Source organism: Virgibacillus sp. NKC19-3, from assembly GCF_019837165.1.
Taxonomy (GTDB): domain Bacteria; phylum Bacillota; class Bacilli; order Bacillales; family Amphibacillaceae; genus Virgibacillus_L; species Virgibacillus_L saliphilus.
Genome location: NZ_JAGYHC010000001.1, coordinates 531,379 through 547,952, shown reverse-complemented (window position 1 = coordinate 547,952; position 16,574 = coordinate 531,379). Strand labels below are relative to the sequence as shown.

The 16,574-nt window shown below is 41.1% G+C and carries 19 protein-coding genes; 7 read left to right on the top strand and 12 right to left on the bottom strand.

What is annotated here, in order from left to right; translation table 11 throughout:
- The first annotated feature begins 2 nt into the window (after window positions 1-2).
- Window positions 3-1,505 carry a nitrate/nitrite transporter gene (locus KFZ56_RS02830; RefSeq protein WP_222643874.1) on the top strand — a complete coding sequence of 501 codons (1,503 nt, stop codon included), beginning with the start codon at window positions 3-5 and terminating at the stop codon, window positions 1,503-1,505.
- A gap of 86 nt (window positions 1,506-1,591) precedes the next feature.
- Window positions 1,592-2,287, top strand: a complete 696-nt coding sequence (gene ric, locus KFZ56_RS02825; protein WP_222640124.1) for an iron-sulfur cluster repair di-iron protein — start codon at window positions 1,592-1,594, stop codon at window positions 2,285-2,287.
- A 51-nt stretch (window positions 2,288-2,338) separates the two neighbouring features.
- Here ric and KFZ56_RS02820 read toward each other — a convergent pair whose 3' ends face one another.
- The 9 genes from KFZ56_RS02820 to KFZ56_RS02780 form a co-directional block, all read right to left on the bottom strand.
- The gene (locus KFZ56_RS02820; RefSeq protein ID WP_222640122.1) at window positions 2,339-3,052 is read right to left on the bottom strand and encodes a Crp/Fnr family transcriptional regulator; all 714 of its coding nucleotides are present in this window, start codon (window positions 3,050-3,052) and stop codon (window positions 2,339-2,341) included.
- 310 nt (window positions 3,053-3,362) lie between these two features.
- On the bottom strand, window positions 3,363-4,055 hold the full coding sequence (gene narI, locus KFZ56_RS02815) for a respiratory nitrate reductase subunit gamma (RefSeq protein ID WP_222640120.1): 693 nt from the start codon (window positions 4,053-4,055) through the stop codon (window positions 3,363-3,365).
- 41 nt (window positions 4,056-4,096) lie between these two features.
- Window positions 4,097-4,699 carry a nitrate reductase molybdenum cofactor assembly chaperone gene (gene narJ, locus KFZ56_RS02810; protein ID WP_222640118.1) on the bottom strand — a complete coding sequence of 201 codons (603 nt, stop codon included), beginning with the start codon at window positions 4,697-4,699 and terminating at the stop codon, window positions 4,097-4,099.
- A complete protein-coding gene (gene narH, locus KFZ56_RS02805) occupies window positions 4,696-6,198 on the bottom strand; it encodes a nitrate reductase subunit beta (protein ID WP_222640116.1) in 1,503 nt (500 codons plus the stop codon). Before narH ends, narJ begins: the two co-directional genes overlap by 4 nt.
- Complete coding sequence (locus tag KFZ56_RS02800) at window positions 6,188-9,865, bottom strand: nitrate reductase subunit alpha (RefSeq protein ID WP_222640114.1); 3,678 nt, start codon at window positions 9,863-9,865, stop codon at window positions 6,188-6,190. Before KFZ56_RS02800 ends, narH begins: the two co-directional genes overlap by 11 nt.
- 3 nt (window positions 9,866-9,868) lie before the next feature.
- Window positions 9,869-10,141, bottom strand: coding sequence for a hypothetical protein (locus tag KFZ56_RS02795; RefSeq protein WP_222640111.1), 273 nt, complete (start codon window positions 10,139-10,141; stop codon window positions 9,869-9,871).
- Between the two features lie 40 nt (window positions 10,142-10,181).
- The gene (locus tag KFZ56_RS02790) at window positions 10,182-10,499 is read right to left on the bottom strand and encodes a hypothetical protein (RefSeq protein WP_222640110.1); all 318 of its coding nucleotides are present in this window, start codon (window positions 10,497-10,499) and stop codon (window positions 10,182-10,184) included.
- Between the two features lie 29 nt (window positions 10,500-10,528).
- Entirely contained in the window at window positions 10,529-10,945 is a 417-nt protein-coding gene (locus KFZ56_RS02785) for a hemerythrin domain-containing protein (RefSeq protein WP_222640109.1), read from the bottom strand.
- A 299-nt stretch (window positions 10,946-11,244) separates the two neighbouring features.
- A complete protein-coding gene (locus tag KFZ56_RS02780; RefSeq protein ID WP_222640108.1) occupies window positions 11,245-11,352 on the bottom strand; it encodes a YjcZ family sporulation protein in 108 nt (35 codons plus the stop codon).
- Window positions 11,353-11,543: 191 nt separating this feature from the next.
- On the opposite strand from KFZ56_RS02780, the gene KFZ56_RS02775 reads away from it, so the two are divergent.
- Window positions 11,544-11,978, top strand: coding sequence for an Hsp20/alpha crystallin family protein (locus KFZ56_RS02775; protein ID WP_222640107.1), 435 nt, complete (start codon window positions 11,544-11,546; stop codon window positions 11,976-11,978).
- A gap of 52 nt (window positions 11,979-12,030) precedes the next feature.
- Here KFZ56_RS02775 and KFZ56_RS02770 read toward each other — a convergent pair whose 3' ends face one another.
- Window positions 12,031-12,474 carry a GNAT family N-acetyltransferase gene (locus tag KFZ56_RS02770; protein WP_222640106.1) on the bottom strand — a complete coding sequence of 148 codons (444 nt, stop codon included), beginning with the start codon at window positions 12,472-12,474 and terminating at the stop codon, window positions 12,031-12,033.
- A gap of 133 nt (window positions 12,475-12,607) precedes the next feature.
- Window positions 12,608-12,856, bottom strand: a complete 249-nt coding sequence (locus KFZ56_RS02765; RefSeq protein ID WP_222640105.1) for a YppG family protein — start codon at window positions 12,854-12,856, stop codon at window positions 12,608-12,610.
- Window positions 12,857-13,006: 150 nt separating this feature from the next.
- Between KFZ56_RS02765 and KFZ56_RS02760 the strand changes: the two genes are divergently transcribed.
- On the top strand, window positions 13,007-13,783 hold the full coding sequence (locus KFZ56_RS02760; protein ID WP_222640104.1) for a DUF2268 domain-containing putative Zn-dependent protease: 777 nt from the start codon (window positions 13,007-13,009) through the stop codon (window positions 13,781-13,783).
- Between the two features lie 78 nt (window positions 13,784-13,861).
- On the opposite strand, the gene KFZ56_RS02755 is transcribed toward KFZ56_RS02760, so the two are convergent.
- Window positions 13,862-14,128, bottom strand: a complete 267-nt coding sequence (locus KFZ56_RS02755) for a hypothetical protein (RefSeq protein ID WP_222640103.1) — start codon at window positions 14,126-14,128, stop codon at window positions 13,862-13,864.
- Between the two features lie 229 nt (window positions 14,129-14,357).
- On the opposite strand from KFZ56_RS02755, the gene KFZ56_RS02750 reads away from it, so the two are divergent.
- The 3 genes from KFZ56_RS02750 to KFZ56_RS02740 all read left to right on the top strand — a co-directional run bounded on the left by KFZ56_RS02750 (window position 14,358) and on the right by KFZ56_RS02740 (window position 16,531).
- Entirely contained in the window at window positions 14,358-14,465 is a 108-nt protein-coding gene (locus tag KFZ56_RS02750; RefSeq protein WP_222640101.1) for a YjcZ family sporulation protein, read from the top strand.
- Between the two features lie 36 nt (window positions 14,466-14,501).
- Window positions 14,502-14,651 carry a YjcZ family sporulation protein gene (locus KFZ56_RS02745; protein WP_304956674.1) on the top strand — a complete coding sequence of 50 codons (150 nt, stop codon included), beginning with the start codon at window positions 14,502-14,504 and terminating at the stop codon, window positions 14,649-14,651.
- Between the two features lie 290 nt (window positions 14,652-14,941).
- Complete coding sequence (locus KFZ56_RS02740) at window positions 14,942-16,531, top strand: peptide chain release factor 3 (protein WP_222640100.1); 1,590 nt, start codon at window positions 14,942-14,944, stop codon at window positions 16,529-16,531.
- Window positions 16,532-16,574: the final 43 nt, after the last annotated feature.

Here is a 16,574-nt window from a genome sequence, read left to right as displayed (position 1 = left end):
TGATGAAAAATCCAACTATTCAATTATCCCTTCAAACATCCAGCCTTATTGCGGGATTTATGATGTGGGTTTTAATATCCTCGCTCATGCCCAGTATTCAAGAGGACATTGCGTTAACTTCCGGGCAGGTTTCTTTCGTAACAGCGATACCTGTTATTTTAGGGTCATTATTACGAATTCCGATTGGTTTTTATACCAATCGATTTGGGGCTAGAACCGTTAACCTTGTTGCGTTAATCATCCTCCTATTTCCGGTTTTCTATATCAGTGTAGCTGATTCGTTCATGGATCTGGTTATCGGAGGATTTATTCTGGGAGTTGGAGGAGCGACATTCTCTATCGGAGTTACATCCTTGCCAAAGTACTATCCCAAAGAAAAACATGGATTCATCAATGGTATTTACGGGGTTGGTAATGTCGGTACCGCAATAACAACATTTGCTGCTCCAGTTATCGCAGGAGCCATAGGATGGCAAAGTACAGTTCGATTCTATATCATTTTGATTATCTTATTTGCTGCTTTGTATTTCTTTTTAGGTGACAAAGATGAAACTAAAGTAAAACAATCGATGATTGGGCAAATAAAAGGCGTATACCGCAACTCAACGTTATGGTTTTTGAGCCTATTTTATTTTGTAACATTCGGTGCCTTTGTGGCATTCACCGTATTTTTGCCCAACTTCTTAGTAACTGATTTCGGGTTAACAGCTGTTGATGCAGGGATAAGGACGGCTGGCTTCATTGTACTAGCGACATTCGTACGTCCGGTTGGTGGTTGGTTAGCCGATAAGTTCAACGCCTATATTATTCTAATGTTTGTATTTGTTGGTGTTACACTTTCGGGAATACTATTATCATTTTCACCATCTATCGCATGGTACACCGTAGGATCTTTGGCTGTTGGGGTTTCTGTCGGTATTGGTAATGGAGCCGTATTCAAACTTGTTCCATTTCACTTTTCCAAACAAGCTGGAGTTGTTAATGGAATTGTCTCTGCGATGGGAGGATTAGGCGGATTCTTCCCTCCAATCATCTTAACAACCGTTAATAATATGACCGGTGATTACTCCATTGGCTTCATGGCACTTTCTCAATTTGCCTTAGTCAGTTTCGTTATTGTTATTTTCATGTATTACAAAGATCAAATAACGATTGAACGAAAAATTGTAGAGGGGGCTACAGAAGGTATTATAGTAATGAACAAAAATGGGACCATTCAATATGTTAATCCTGCCTTCACACAAATGAGTGGATATACCGAAGAGGAGGCAGTAGGTAGCAAAGCAACCAATCTTCTGCATTCATCAATGCATGAACCTTCTTTCTATCATGACATGCGAAATACCATTCATGATCATGGATATTGGAAAGGAGAAATCTGGTATACGGGAAATAACGATGAATCAAACAAGGAAATCCTTACTATCAACACGATTAAAAATAATGTTGATGATATAAAATATTATGTCGGTATATTCTCGGACCTACCAAATTTAGATAAATAATAGTTGTAGATCAGTGCGTTCTATCACAGAATAGCTTCCTAGAATAGCTTATCATTATAACTAGGCCAATCTTAGGAGGTTATAAAATGAATACATTTACTGCTGCGCATACACCAGCGGCTATTGTAAAAGTGTTCCCGAAGGCTAGTGATTTATTTAAGGAACGCCAGATTGACTTTTGCTGTGGTGGAGACCGGGCACTTAAAGATACCTTTGCTGAGAAGAATCTTGATGAAACTGCCGTTTTATCAGCATTAAATACAGCTTATGAACGCTGGCAAAGGGAAGATCACCATGTGATAGACTGGGATACAATGCCACTCCCTGAACTTGTTGATCACATTGTCTATCATCACCATGCCTATCTGGCGGAAGAACTCCCTGCACTCGGAGAATTCGTTACAAAAGTATTCCGTAAACATGGAGGAGATCAGCCACATTTACAAGAATTACATCGCCTGTACAATGATTTTAAAGTCGAAATGGAAGAGCATACCTTAAAAGAAGAGCGTGACGTTTTTCCTTTAATAAAAGAATACGAAAAAAACCCCAGTGAAACACTTTTAGAGCAGATTCACGTGGCAAATGAAGCGTTAGAGGAAGAACATGATACATGTGGCGACATATTGAAAAGAATGCGAGTAATCACAGATGGATTTCAACCACATGCCTATGCATGCGGTTCCTATCAAATCACCTACGCTCGATTAGCAGAGCTGGAAGAGAACACATTCCAACATATCCACTTAGAAAATAATGTGTTGTTTAAGAGATTGTCATAGTGGTTACAGCGGGAACGACTTCTTATGTCGTTCCCGCTTTATCTGTTATGCCTAAAGCCTGCAAATCTCCACCGGACATTCTTCACATTGATTCACTTCTTTTAATCCGGCCAGATCTAAAATCTCGATCCTTCCCTTCTTATATTGTATTAAACCATCCTGCTTAAATGATGCGAGTAAGCGGTTAACCGTTTCCCGGGTTGCTCCAATCAATTCGGCAAGTTCCAGATTGGTAAATTTTTTGGTGATTTTTACTTTATTTTCCTCATAAATCCCATATGTATTCGAAATTCGAATCAGCGTGGAAGCTAACGCCCCACTTTTCCCATATAATAATAAGTCTCTTAATTTTAACTGGGTGTGTCGATGCGTTTGACTCAGCCAATAAGAAAATTCAAGTGCCAGTTCTCCGGATTCTTTAAGAAGTTTATCTATATCACAACGTCGCAACACACCAATTTCAGACTTCTCCATGGTTTGTGCTGTGTATGAATTAAGATAACTGTTTTCTGAAGGATATTCTCCAAACATATCACCGGAGAAAAAGCAATACATCGTCAATTCCTTACCTTCTTCATTTATTTTGGTAAGTTTTACTTTTCCCTTCAGTAGAAAATATAATTTTTCATTTGTTTCTGCTTCCCAGTAGATGGATGAACCTTTGTCAAATTCCTCCACAACCATCATTTCTCTTAATTTACGAAGACTTTCAATTGAAAAATGTCCTGTATTCTTCGCCACTGCTACCCGACCTGCTACAGCCATTCTGATTACTCCTTTCGGAAGTGCTTTTCAGAAGTATGAACGTTTTTTCGGGAAAGTATTCCTAGCAAACTTGATCTTGGATTAAAGGCACGCTTAAAAAGCATTCTTTGCTTTGTTAGGTTCCCTTATATGTTGGAGCGCAAACCATTCTGTCAACAGATTATCTACGCTTATATCAAAGGAAAGCGACAAATTTTATGAACATACCATTAGAGGAAGTAAGCGAGCAGGCATTACATGGGGGTTATCCTGGGCTATAAATGAAAATAGCGAACAGTGACGAGTACTGTTCGCTTTTTAACCTTATATATTATCCTTTCCTCCTATACCCGGACCGTGAGCGATACTGCTGGGGTGCCCGAGTGGGATAGGTCACCGGTAAACTGTAAAAATGGACGAGACGTGTAAATGGAATCGAAGCAATTAAACCAAACGCTGAAATAACGTGCAATTTAAAAATCAAAGGGACACTCGCCATTAATTGATATTGCGGCTGCAGGATGAATAAACTCCTGAACCATGGCCCGATCGTCTCCCGGTATTCATATGCGGTCACAGTTGTATTATAAATAATAGACATAAATGTTCCGCTTCCCGCTACAATAAGCAGGGCTACAATAGAGAAAAAATCCGCGAAAGTAGCATGAACACGAACAGGATCAAAGACCATCTTTCGAATCAATAAAATCACGAGACCAACGACGACCATTAAACCAGCAATTCCTCCGCCGACAATCGCCCCAACATGATACAAATGATCACTTACACCTAAAAAATCATAAAACCCTTTCGGTATAACCATCCCCATCACATGTCCGACAAATGCAAATACAATTCCCCAGTGAAACAAGGGCGAACCAATACGTAACCACTTCTTTTCAAAGAACTCTGTTGACGGTGCGGCCCAACTTAATTGCCTGAAAGCATAGCGATACAGGAGTCCTACAATCATGATTATTCCTGTTAAATACGGGAATATGACCCACCAAAAAATGTCGGTCATCGATACCACCCCTTGGTTAGTTTATGGATAGCCTTCCCCTATCATTGATACATGATAGGATAAGGCAATTCTTCTAAATCAGCTTCTTCTCTGTCGAACTCCAGTTTCTCAACCTCTTCCTTGGTAGGCTCCGGAAATACATGCCGCATTAAAACCTGAAGTATACCCTTATAGGGATTCTCTGCATCGATATTATTTAACATGCGTCCGATTGCTGTTCCAAGGCGCCTGTAGAGCCGCTCATGCTCTTTAGATTCTGGTGCCACAGCTAAAAATTCAAAAAGCATCGGCATATAATCAGCTAATTCATCCCCTTCCCGTTCAAAACCAGCCTGATTTACTATCTTCTGCAATTTAATTAGTGCAGCTCCACGCTTGGCGCTATCTCCAAACTCATGTGCTGATAAATAAAGACCTAACTTGGACTTTAGATCAAATGTGGATACATATAATTCTCTTATTTCCTGGGAAGGTAAGCGAAATAATGAATCATAAGCAGCAATAAGATCCTGTTTCAATTCTCTTGTTTCCACATTTTCCTCAACGCATTCTTGAATATCCAGCCTCTCTTGGCTTAAGTTCTCTGCAGGATATCCCAATAGACGAGAAGCAATGACGAGTACAGCACGTTCTTCCTGCATCATTTCATCCCTCTTTCGTAAGCGAATGTGGCTGCAACTCCTTCACGGGGTGCTATATTTTCCAGACTGCAGGCACCTTGTTGATAATCTAAATCATCATCCATTTCCCTGCGGCCGGTAGGAATGACGAAACGCTCATCGTATTTTGCCACACCGAGTAGTCGTGCCATATCTTCAATTTCCTCTGGACTTGTATTTGCTTCTCTTACCAGTTCACTTTGTTTGAATTCATCTACGCCTCCAACTGTTTTTCCTCGCATGAAGACACGCATTGCTGTCAATTTAAGCAGCACCTTGCGAATTACTTCTGTATCACCGGCTGAGAGCAATGATGCTAGATATTCCATCGGGATACGCATTTGATCAACTGCCGGGATATAGCCATCCGTGCTTAACTCCTCTTCATTGGTAATATGATTCATGATCGGACTAAGTGGAGGTACATACCAAACCATCGGCATCGTACGATATTCCGGATGTAATGGAAGAGCAATTTTCCATTTGATCGCCATTTTATAAACCGGTGATTCCTGTGCAGATTCAATCCAAGCATCGTTAATCCCGGCTTCACGTGCTTTTTCTTGAATTTCCGGATCAAAAGGATCTAGGAAACAGTCAAGCTGTGCTTCATAAAGATCTTGCGGATCCTCTACAGAAGCAGCATCTTTCACTTTATCTGCATCATATAGAACAACACCGATATAACGAATACGACCAACACAGGTCTCAGAGCAGATTGTTGGCAGCCCTGCTTCTGTACGCGGATAACAGAAGTTACATTTTTCCGCTTTATGTGTATTCCAATTATAATATACTTTGTGATACGGACAGCCACTCATGCAAAAGCGCCAGCCGCGACACGCATCCTGATCGACCAGAACGATACCATCTTCATCCCGTTTATACAGGGCACCTGATGGACATGAGGCAACACAGGATGGATTTAGGCAATGTTCGCAGATTCTAGGCAGATACATCATGAACGTTTTTTCATACTCCATGGAGATATGTTCCTGTAATTCTTGCACATTCGGATCAAGTGGAACGATTTCACTTCCACCTGCTAAGTCATCATCCCAGTTAGACCCCCATTCTGGTTTATCCATGTATTTACCGGTAATCATTGACTGTGGTCTAGCGACAGGTATATTCTCTGATTTCGGACTATGAATCAGATTATCATACTCATAGGTCCATGGCTCATAATAATCATCCATACTGGCCATATCCGGGTTATAAAAGATATTGGCCAATTTGGTGATCGGACCTCCTGCCTTCAGTTTCAACTTACCATTCTTTAATTCCCAACCACCTTTAAAGCGATTCGTATCTTCCCATTGTTTCGGATAACCTGGACCCGGACGTGTTTCTACGTTATTAAACCACATATATTCTGTTCCCGGGCGATTTGTCCACGTGTTTTTACATGTTACCGAACAAGTATGACAGCCGATACATTTGTCCAGGTGCATGACCATTGCAACCTGTGCCTTAATTCTCAAGCCAATCTACCTCCTTCAATTTTCGTATAACGGCGATGGTATCCCGCTGATGACCAGTTGGGCCGTAGTAATTAAATCCGTAGCTTAGTTGTGAATAGCCCCCGACCATATGCGTCGGTTTCAGGGAAATCCGTGTAACACTGTTATGTGTACCGCCACGTTTTTTATTGATTGCAGTTCCTGGTACCCCTAACGTCCGATCCTGGGCATGATACATGTAAGCCATCCCTTTTGGAATTCGATACGTTAGCACGACCCTCGCCGAAATGACACCATTTCTGTTATAAACCTCAATCCAGTCATTGTCTTTAATTCCAATCGATGCCCCATCTTTTTCATTCATCCAAACCGTCTGCCAACCTCTAAACAATTGAGCCATTGCAGTCGTATCCGTGAACATGGTGTGGATGCCCCACTTCTGGTGCGGAGTTAAATACCTTACCGTAATGGAAGCACCGTTACTCTCGACCCCTTTTTCATTCTCTAAAAACGGGCCATGCGATAATGGCGGTAAATATAAAGGTAATCCTTCACCAAAATCAAGCATCATTTCATGATCCAGGTAAAAACTTTGCCTTCCTGTCAGCGTATGCCATGGGAGTTTATATTCTTTGTTGACAGTAAAAGGCGAATAACGTCGATTATCCTTCTCCAATCCGCTCCAAACCGGAGTTGAAATCGCATGCTGAGGACGAGCAGTTAAATCATCCAGGGTAAATGCTTCCTCTTCCCTGCCTTGAGCAATATCAACCAAGTTCTGACCTGTTTTTTCCTCTAAGGATTTCCAACCTTCAACAGCCCGCTTCCCGTTTGTCGCTCCTGACATTAATAGAATAGACTCGATGGCCTGTTTGTCAGTATAAAGATCAGGATGTCCTTTGCCAATTCCATCTCTTTTTGATATACCAAGCCTACTTTCTAATTCCCTGTAGACATCCTCTCCATTTATTTTTACACCTTTGGCCCCGTAGCCCTTCTTAATTTCAGGGCCAATCGTCGTCATTTGTTGATACACATTCGGATAGTCGCGTCTAACAATTTGGAAATTCGGCATTGTTTTCCCTGGAATTGCTTCAACGTCTCCATTACGCCAATCTTTAATCTTTCCAAGCGGTTGCGCAATTTGTCCTGGAGAATCATGGCCCAAAGGCGTCATCATGAGCTCTTCTGTAGCCGGCAGATGTTCTTCTGCAAGCTCCGAGAAGTTCTTCGCAATCTCCCGGAATGTATTCCAGTCACTCTTTGATTGCCATGGTGGTGATATAGCCGCATTAAACGGATGGACGAATGGATGCATATCGGTACTACTTATATCGAATTTCTCGTACCATGTTGCAGCAGGCAATACAATATCTGAAAACAGTCCTGAACTTGTCATCCGAAAGTCCACGCTGACAAAAAGGTCGACTTTACCCGTAGGTGCTTCCCCTTGTGCATTAACATTTTCAGGCTGCCATGAATTTTCCGTATCTGTTAAAATTTGATCTTCGCCACCAATTAAGTGTTTCGCGAAATATTCATGACCTTTCCCACTATCGCCGAGTAAATTGGAGCGCCAGTTAAAGAATACCCTTGGGAAATTTCTTGGATCGTCCGGATTTTCTATCGCCCAATCCACGTGCCCATCTTTAATTTGCTCAACAACATCATCAATGATTTCCTGATCACTTTGCGCCCCGCGCTTCCTACTATCTTGGACCATATCTATGGAGTTTTGCGTAAACTGTGGGAAGGAAGGTAACCATCCCAGTCTCGCGGAAAGAGCATTAATATCAGCAGGATGCATGGTGTTATACTTACCACCCCAACTTGATTGGTCTTCATTGATTTCTACTTCATAACGGAATTGATCGGTAGCAAAATAGAAAAAGGATGTTCCGTTTTGATGACGTGGTGGCTTGATCCAGTCACCGGCAAAAGCAACTTGTTGCCAGCCTTCCAGCGGGCGTACTTTTTCCTGTCCAACGTAATGCGCCCAGCCGCCGCCATTGACACCTTGAGACCCTGTCAGCAAAACTAAATTAAGAATAGCCCGATAAATTTGATCACTATGGTACCAATGGTTGGTTCCACCACCCATTGCTATCATCGATTTCCCATTTGTCCGAGCCGCATTATCTGCAAATTCCTTCGCAATCTTGATAACATGATTTTTATTAACGCCGGTAATTCCTTCCTGCCACGCAGGTGTGAATGGTTTAGGATCATCATAATCTGATGGATAATCTCCGGCTAAGTCTCTGTTCACCCCTGTATGGGCCATCATCAAATCATAAACCGTCGTAACTTTGAGCGTATTGCCTTGCTTATCTTTTATATACTTTACCGGCACACCACGTTGAACGGTATCGCCGTTTTTATTTGCAAAGTTCGGGAAGGTTACCATCGTCGTTTCATCACATTGATGAATGAAACTTAATTCCGGATCAATCTCTGTCCCATCCTCTTTTTCCAGATCCAAATTCCACTTGCTGCCTCCATCCCAGCGAAAGCCTTCTGTTCCATTTGGCGCAATCCATTGATCCGTACTTGCGTCCCATACGAGAGGTTTCCATTCCCCGAGTTCTTGTGTATCATCCATATCTTCGGCTCGTAAAAAGCGATCGGAGCGACAATCTGTCTCATTCTCATTTAATGTTACAAGAAAAGGCAAGTCCGTAAATCGTTTAACATAATCTTTAAAATAAGGTGTATCTTGCTTTACATAAAATTCGTTCAAGATAACATGCGTCATAGCCATTGCTAACGCACCATCAGTTCCGGCTCTTGCCGGCAACCAGATATCAGCAAATTTCTCATATTCCGCGTAGTCCGGGCTAACACCAACGACTTTGGTTCCGTTGTACCTTGCTTCTACCATAAAATGCGCATCCGGTGTCCTGGTTTGAGGTAAATTCGTTCCCCAAATAATAAAATATTTGGCATTATACCAGTCAGCGCTTTCCGGAACGTCCGTTTGCTCTCCCCATACCTGCGGTGAAGCTGGAGGCAGATCCGCATACCAATCATAGAAACTCAAAATGGTTCCTCCAACCAAGGAAAGGAATCGTGACCCCGCCGCATAGCTCACCATGGACATTGCCGGTATCGGGCTGAACCCTACAATACGATCAGGTCCATACGCCTTAATGGTGTAAATGGATGCACTGGCAATGATCTGGCAAACTTCTTTCCAGTCTGCACGAACAAATCCGCCTTTACCACGAGACTTCACATATTTATCCCGTTTCGCCGGATCACTGACAATATTATCCCATGCAGCTACAGGATCATACCCTTCATCACGCTCCGCCTTCCAAAGCGCGTATAAATCGCCGCGAATATACGGGTATTTCACTCGAATTGGGCTGTATGTATACCAGGAGAAGCTCGCTCCTCTTGGACAGCCACGTGGTTCATATTCGGGAAAATCTTCTCCGGTTGTTGGATAATCGGTTTGCTGTGTTTCCGATGTAATAATGCCGTCCTTGACGTAAATTTTCCAACTACATGAACCGGTACAATTAACACCATGTGTCGAACGTACTACTTTGTCATGTTGCCATCTCCGGCGGTATATCTCTTCTGAATCCCTTGGACGAGGGCTTTCCTCCGTCCAACCCTCATTAATCCGATTTCCCTTTTTCAGATGCTTTAATTGATCCAACAATTTATTTGTTCGTTTCATTCGTTATTCGCTCCCTCCGAGCATTGAATCTATTGGATTAAAGCGTTCCCCATGAATACGAAAGGCTCCGGATCCTTCTTCCAATTCTTCCAGGAAAACCTTTAATGTAGGTGCATTTGCCGCAACCAATATCAACCGCTCTAATGTATCCAGATCATTCATTTCATAAATCGATTCAATAATCCCCGGAGATACATCACCAAAACGCATTCGTAATACGGAAATTAAATCTTCCCGGTCCTGAACAAAACCTGCATCCTCTTCAAATCCAAACAATGGAATGCCTCCTTTGTATTTTTCGTTCATCTCAACGGCTCTAGGGTTTCATCATTTTAAAATAATCAGCTATCATAACCTCTTGGCACTTATCTGCAGTTGATTTTACAAATTCTTCTAGTTCCGTACTTCTCTCCTCAATGGCGTCAAATGTAAAAAAACGCTCTTCTTGATGTGCGAATTGATCGCCAAATTGCAACCGAAGATGAAGTCCAGTTTCTTCTTTGATTGCATCTGCTTGGATATCATACGCGTGAATATTATGGAGCTCTTCAAATTTATCGGTAATATACCGATATAGATCCGGTGATAGCACCCTTAAAAATTTTCTTTTCTGCTGCTGTTTATCTTCACTCATGGACTATCCCCCCAGTGAATGACTTTATCTTAATGATTGGGTAAAATTCTTTCTTCCTCTTGGTTATGCAGTAAATCAACAAGGACTAGAGCCTGGAATCGCTGTAGAACCGCATCACTAAAACCATCTGCATCCAGCATCTCCTTAATTTCCTTTACAAGCATTCGCAAAAGATCATGATCCCGAGTCAGCTCAATAATAGAATCATTTAATTCCGGTGACTCTTCAACCAATTCCTTATATAATCCTTCTTCTTCCGAGTCGGCGTGCTGGAGTGTACGTGATTCCCAATGTTCAACGGCAACATAGGCGGTTTCCAACGCTTTCTCTTCCTGACCGTTCCTTAAAAGAGATTCGAGAATTTCATTTAATTCTTCTGCCTCATTTAGCGCTGCTTCATGAATGGCAGCATGACTATCTACATGTTTCAAACCTGGACCTGACATGTAATACTCACTCCTCTTCTTTCCGGGAGATGTAAAATCCCTTTGTGTATTACTATTCATTGTAAACAACATAGGGGAATATAAGCTGTGACAAACGTCACAACTTTTTATTTTTTGTACTAAAAATTTATCATTAAAAAAAGGCTGACAAGATGATCTCATCAGCCCTTTTAAGAGGAGGAATCAGTAATATCGACTACCGTTCTCATATAATAAAGAAAAGGAGGTATTTATTATTCGTTAACGGTAACGTACAAACGTTTACGGGAGGGAAATTGATATCTTTTATCCTAATCAAACTAGCAGCCGTATCCACCAAATCCGCCGGCACCAACAATAATCAGCAGGATGAAGAGGACTACAATCAATGCAAAGCCTCCACCAGCGCCATATCCACCTACACTCATTTGAACACCTCCTAACTCTAATAGAATATGCAGTACAGCGTAACCTGCGTGGGTCATCCAATCACTTTTAACAGAATGGGCTTCCCGGCAATCACTTTAAAAATGGGCGCCGAAAAATTCCATTTTCCTAGTGTTTGTTGCGCAACCCCTTGCATACTTTATTAATGTAATCAAGAAAAAGAGGTGAAAAAATGAGTTCAAATAAATACAATAGTCATTCCTCGTTTGATGGTCTGATGAAGGGAATGGATTCCTTTCTCCAAGATTCCTTTAAAAATTTCAATTCCCTATTTAGTCGAAGGTCATTTGATGTAGATATATATGAAACGAAATCCGATGTTGTTCTTCAGGCAAAATTACCGGGTATCAAACGTGATCAGATTGAACTGGAAATTGTCGGGAATCAGATTCGAATAGCTGTTCAAAACACTGCAAGCTTTGAAGAAACGAATGATGGAACAAAACATTATCACAAAGAGCAATCCCTACAAAGAATGGAGCGCTTCGTCACATTACCGTTTACCATTTCCGAAAAAGAAACAAAAGCTTCATATCAAGATGGCATATTGAAAATCACTACCCCCATAAATAATGAAAGCAGAAAATTCATTGATATTGAGAAATGATAGCTATCAAAAAAACCGGTAATCCACATAAACTGGAAAACCGGTTTTTATGTTATAGCTCCTTAGCCATAAGCGAAGAGATTTCCTGAAACCCAAGCTTCTCATAAAGATTTCTCACCTGATTTCCGGAGAATACTTGTAGCTGCACTTTCTTATACCCTTGTAATTTCAGTTGTTGGAATGCTTCCTTACATAATTGTTCCGCTACCCCTTGTTTACGGTAGGCCGGTAAGACATAGACTTCCGGAATAAACCCGACCATCTCTTCGGTATGATTATCCATTATGCTTCCCAATCCGATCCATCCTTGCAGGTTATTATTTTCAATAGAAACAACGTAGTATCCACCATCCGACAAAAAAGGAGACAGCATTTGCACAGCCTTCTCCTGACTTGGTTCCACATACCCCATGGTTGATTCCTTTAATACTTTTAAAGCATATTTCCGTATTTCCTGTGTTTCCCTAAACGTAGCTTTTCTAACTATTGTTGCCATTCCAACATCCCCTGATCAAGATATGTGTTCACATCCAGCCCTCTTCCTGGTATATACCTTATGTTGGAAGGGGAGATTGGTTCGTTCATTCTATGAAATTCGTATCATCTCCCCTTTACGACGCCTATTCTTCCTATCTTTTAATGAATTTTGTAATCAATGGACTTACCTGACCGTATAAATCCATAACCTGTTTACCAGTACTTGTTATCTTATCAAAATCTAAGTTGCCTTCATCTGTTTGAAACATGGACATTAAGTTTGACTTCGTGGAACCCCCTGATCCTCCTTGAACGCCAGGAGGTCTGAATCCCCCTTGAGGTCTTTGTGATGGCCTCGGAGGCTGATTCGGCGGTCTATTCGGAAACAACGGCATTGGCATTTAGATAACACCTCCTAATTAAACGTATTATATTTTATTCTAGTGGAGAATTTTTGCGAAGGTATCTGTCCTATTTACGAAAAAAAGTTGCGCAATATTCATCCCCTGCGCATAGTATAGTTAGAAAAGGTGTTAGTTAGGAGTGTTAAGATGGGCGTTATTCGGACAGATAAGTGGTTATTGGATTTGTATGATGAGCCAAGTGAATTATGTGAAAAATTAGTAGCTTACTTTGAACGTGTGTTAGCTTCCGAAATCCATGAATATTTAACGATGCATGGCATGTATCGTACACCTTCTAAAAATATAGAAGATTTATTAAAAAAATTAAAGAATAATAATGTATGGAAAACCGTACATAAGGAAAAGCAGTATCTTCAGGAAGAATGGGATGGTCCAGATGTACCAATCTTTATTTTTCCTTCCGATACAAACAATCAACGTTTAATTCAGGATTCCAACGGAAAATCCGGTTTAGCATTCAGCGATAAATTGTTCCTATTTATTTCAGAAGAGAATGATGAAGAAGAAATAAGAGCACTGTTTACCCATGAATATCATCATGTCTGTCGTTTATCCAAGTATCCGGTAAACATAAAGGACTTTGTATTACTCGATACCATCATTTTAGAAGGACTAGCCGAAAATGCAGTAAGAGAAGGGTTTGGAGAAAAATTAACAGCTTCATGGACCTCCTACTACTCGAATCAACAATTGGAAAAGATGCAAAACAAGCTGGTGATTCCCAATAAATCCATCCAACAAACAAATCCTAGACATCAGCGGATATTATACGGACTGGGGCTTTATCCCAAAATGGCAGGCTACTGCGTTGGATATCACATCGTAAAAGCATACATGGAGGCAAATAAAAAAACGACGAAAGATGTCTTGCATATGCCAACGGATACATTTATGAAATCCTAACTATCCCCCTCAAAAAACAAAACAGACGAAAGCGTTCTCGTCTGTTTTGCAATTCCTTATCCCTGCAATAATTAACGTTTACCAAAAGAAAAATGGTAGTAAAGCCAAGGTACCAATGGCTCCTAATGCAAGCCCATAACCAAAACCGGGTCTATAATAACCAGGACCATAAAACCCATAGCCAAATCCACCTAAATTCCTTGTGCGGCCAAGGGGTTGCAGATATACACATCTATTATCAACATGATTAATCACACCCCTGTGCGTTTCTCCATCATGGGTTTTAATTTCAACAGCTTTTCCTTTGTGTTTCTGGCATAAACCATAAAAATGTTCAACTGACATTTCCCCACCTCCATATCAATGAGCCATATAACATCCTATGTAGCGACATAAATTATCGTAAAGGACACATGCATTAGGGTACATGCGGATATAGGGAAACACAGCAAGAGCCTTTCTCCATGCTTTCACAAAATAAGTGCCCAAAATACCTGTAATATGGGTTAATGTCCCTTCCACTCTTAGGGTGATAACATAGATTAATTGTAAAGAGTCAGGAGGTGTTTTAGTAATGAGTGAATCAACTGGAGCTGGATACGGTGGCGGATTCGCCTTTGTCGTAGTATTGTTCATCCTACTGATTATTGTAGGAGCATCCTACGGCGGCTATGGATACTAAGAATAAAAATTATAATATTAAAAGGAGGACCTTTTTATGGGATACGGAATGGGATGCGGCTGTGGCGGACACGGCTATGAAGTTGCTGGAGCAGGATATGGTGGCGGCTGTGGCGCTGGCGGTGGCTTTGCGTTAATCGTCGTATTATTTATCCTTCTCATTATCGTTGGAGCGGCTTGGTGCTAATTTAGGTTTAAAAGCTGTAATAAATAGAAAATAAACATACACACGTCCTAAGGTGACGTGTGTATGTTTATTTTCTATTCCTATCCATTATTTCCGTAAGTTACTCTATACGAAAAGCTGATCAAACATTTGGTTTGGAATTCTGTTCATTGACTTCCAACCTGTACTCGTGGTATGTTTTTATTCGACTAACATAACCGGTATAAGGAGCATTATTCCGATGTAAAAAATCCCCGATTACAAATCAAACACATACCCATAAACTAAATTTTGAATGAAAGGGATTTTTTATGAGTTTACATGATGAAGTTGCAAAACGAAGAACATTTGCCATTATATCGCACCCGGATGCGGGGAAAACAACACTAACAGAGAAGCTGCTTTTATTCGGAAATCAAATTCGTTCAGCTGGAACCGTAAAAGGAAAGAAATCCGGAAAATTCGCTACGTCCGACTGGATGGAAATTGAGAAACAACGCGGTATCTCGGTTACTTCAAGTGTGATGAACTTTCCATATCATGATTATGAAGTAAATATCCTGGATACGCCTGGCCATGATGATTTCAGTGAAGATACGTACCGGACGCTAACTGCAGTGGATAGCGTGGTCATGATCATTGATGCTACTAAGGGAATCGAAGCGCAAACGAAAAAATTATTCAAGGTATGCCGCATGCGTGGCATCCCCATTTTTACGTTTATCAATAAATTAGATCGCGAAGGAAGAGAGCCCCTTGAATTACTGGAGGAAATCGAAGCGGTGTTAGATATTAAGACTTATCCAATGAGTTGGCCGGTAGGTATGGGCAAACGATTCCTCGGTATTTTCGATCGTGATGGAAAGCAATTTATTCAATATAATGGAAATGAAGAAGAAACGTATATTCCTTATGCAGATTTGGATAAACCGGCACATGAGGAACTAGTCTCTCAGGCAGCGTATCAAGAAACTGAAGAGGAACTTTCTTTAGTAGAAGAAGCCGGGGATACATTTTCCATAAATGCGGTTATGTCTGGAGAGCAGACTCCTGTTTTCTTTGGTAGTGCATTAGCGCCTTTTGGTGTACAACATTTCTTTGATACGTTTGTATCCATGGCTCCACCACCGACGCCAAGAAAATCGACGGAAGGAGTCATTCAGCCCGATAACCCGGACTTCTCCGGATTTATTTTTAAGATTCAGGCCAATATGAATCCTGCTCACCGTGACAGGGTGGCATTTTTGCGGGTCTGCTCCGGCAAATTTGAACGCGGAATGAACGTGAAACTAGCAAGGACTGATAAGCCAGTCAAGCTAGCCCAAACACAGCAATTTGTTGCATCATCCAGAGACACGGTAGAAGAAGCGTATGCAGGAGATATTATAGGTGTCTATGATCCGAACGCCTACCGAATTGGAGATACATTAATTGAAGGTAAAGCATCTTTCGAATATGACGAGTTACCACAATTCCCGCCGGAACTCTTTAAAAAGGTGACAGCAAGTAATGTAATGAAATCCAAACAGTTTAATAAAGGAATTGAACAACTTGTACAAGAAGGGGCCATTCAATTATTTAAAAGACATCGTAGTGAATCCAATATTCTAGGAGCCGTAGGCGAGCTGCAATACGATGTATTCAAATATAGAATGAAAAATGAGTATAATGTTGAAGTAACGCTGGAATCCGTTGGTGAGCGAATCCCACGTTGGTTAAAAGAAGAACAGGTAGATGAGTCCCTCTTTGACGAACGAAATCAGCTTGTTCGAGATCGAGAGGATAATTATGTGGTTTTATTCAGAAATGAGTTCGCATTAAATTGGTTCAAAGATAACCACCCTAAAATAGAATTGATTGATCTGTTTGAATCCAATATGTATGAGCAGACGAATGAATAGCTCGTATTATCTTGCTCTGCCCAAGAGCCTTTCCCATTTTCCA

Coding starts and splice junctions, on each gene's coding strand:
- KFZ56_RS02830 (WP_222643874.1), top strand. CDS start 3: ATGAAAAATCCAACTATTCAATTATCCCTTCAAACATCCAGCCTTATT.
- ric (WP_222640124.1), top strand. CDS start 1,592: ATGAATACATTTACTGCTGCGCATACACCAGCGGCTATTGTAAAAGTG.
- KFZ56_RS02820 (WP_222640122.1), bottom strand. CDS start 3,052: ATGGCTGTAGCAGGTCGGGTAGCAGTGGCGAAGAATACAGGACATTTT.
- narI (WP_222640120.1), bottom strand. CDS start 4,055: ATGACCGACATTTTTTGGTGGGTCATATTCCCGTATTTAACAGGAATA.
- narJ (WP_222640118.1), bottom strand. CDS start 4,699: ATGATGCAGGAAGAACGTGCTGTACTCGTCATTGCTTCTCGTCTATTG.
- KFZ56_RS02800 (WP_222640114.1), bottom strand. CDS start 9,865: ATGAAACGAACAAATAAATTGTTGGATCAATTAAAGCATCTGAAAAAG.
- KFZ56_RS02790 (WP_222640110.1), bottom strand. CDS start 10,499: ATGAGTGAAGATAAACAGCAGCAGAAAAGAAAATTTTTAAGGGTGCTA.
- KFZ56_RS02785 (WP_222640109.1), bottom strand. CDS start 10,945: ATGTCAGGTCCAGGTTTGAAACATGTAGATAGTCATGCTGCCATTCAT.
- KFZ56_RS02780 (WP_222640108.1), bottom strand. CDS start 11,352: ATGAGTGTAGGTGGATATGGCGCTGGTGGAGGCTTTGCATTGATTGTA.
- KFZ56_RS02775 (WP_222640107.1), top strand. CDS start 11,544: ATGAGTTCAAATAAATACAATAGTCATTCCTCGTTTGATGGTCTGATG.
- KFZ56_RS02770 (WP_222640106.1), bottom strand. CDS start 12,474: ATGGCAACAATAGTTAGAAAAGCTACGTTTAGGGAAACACAGGAAATA.
- KFZ56_RS02765 (WP_222640105.1), bottom strand. CDS start 12,856: ATGCCAATGCCGTTGTTTCCGAATAGACCGCCGAATCAGCCTCCGAGG.
- KFZ56_RS02760 (WP_222640104.1), top strand. CDS start 13,007: ATGGGCGTTATTCGGACAGATAAGTGGTTATTGGATTTGTATGATGAG.
- KFZ56_RS02755 (WP_222640103.1), bottom strand. CDS start 14,128: ATGTCAGTTGAACATTTTTATGGTTTATGCCAGAAACACAAAGGAAAA.
- KFZ56_RS02750 (WP_222640101.1), top strand. CDS start 14,358: ATGAGTGAATCAACTGGAGCTGGATACGGTGGCGGATTCGCCTTTGTC.
- KFZ56_RS02745 (WP_304956674.1), top strand. CDS start 14,502: ATGGGATACGGAATGGGATGCGGCTGTGGCGGACACGGCTATGAAGTT.
- KFZ56_RS02740 (WP_222640100.1), top strand. CDS start 14,942: ATGAGTTTACATGATGAAGTTGCAAAACGAAGAACATTTGCCATTATA.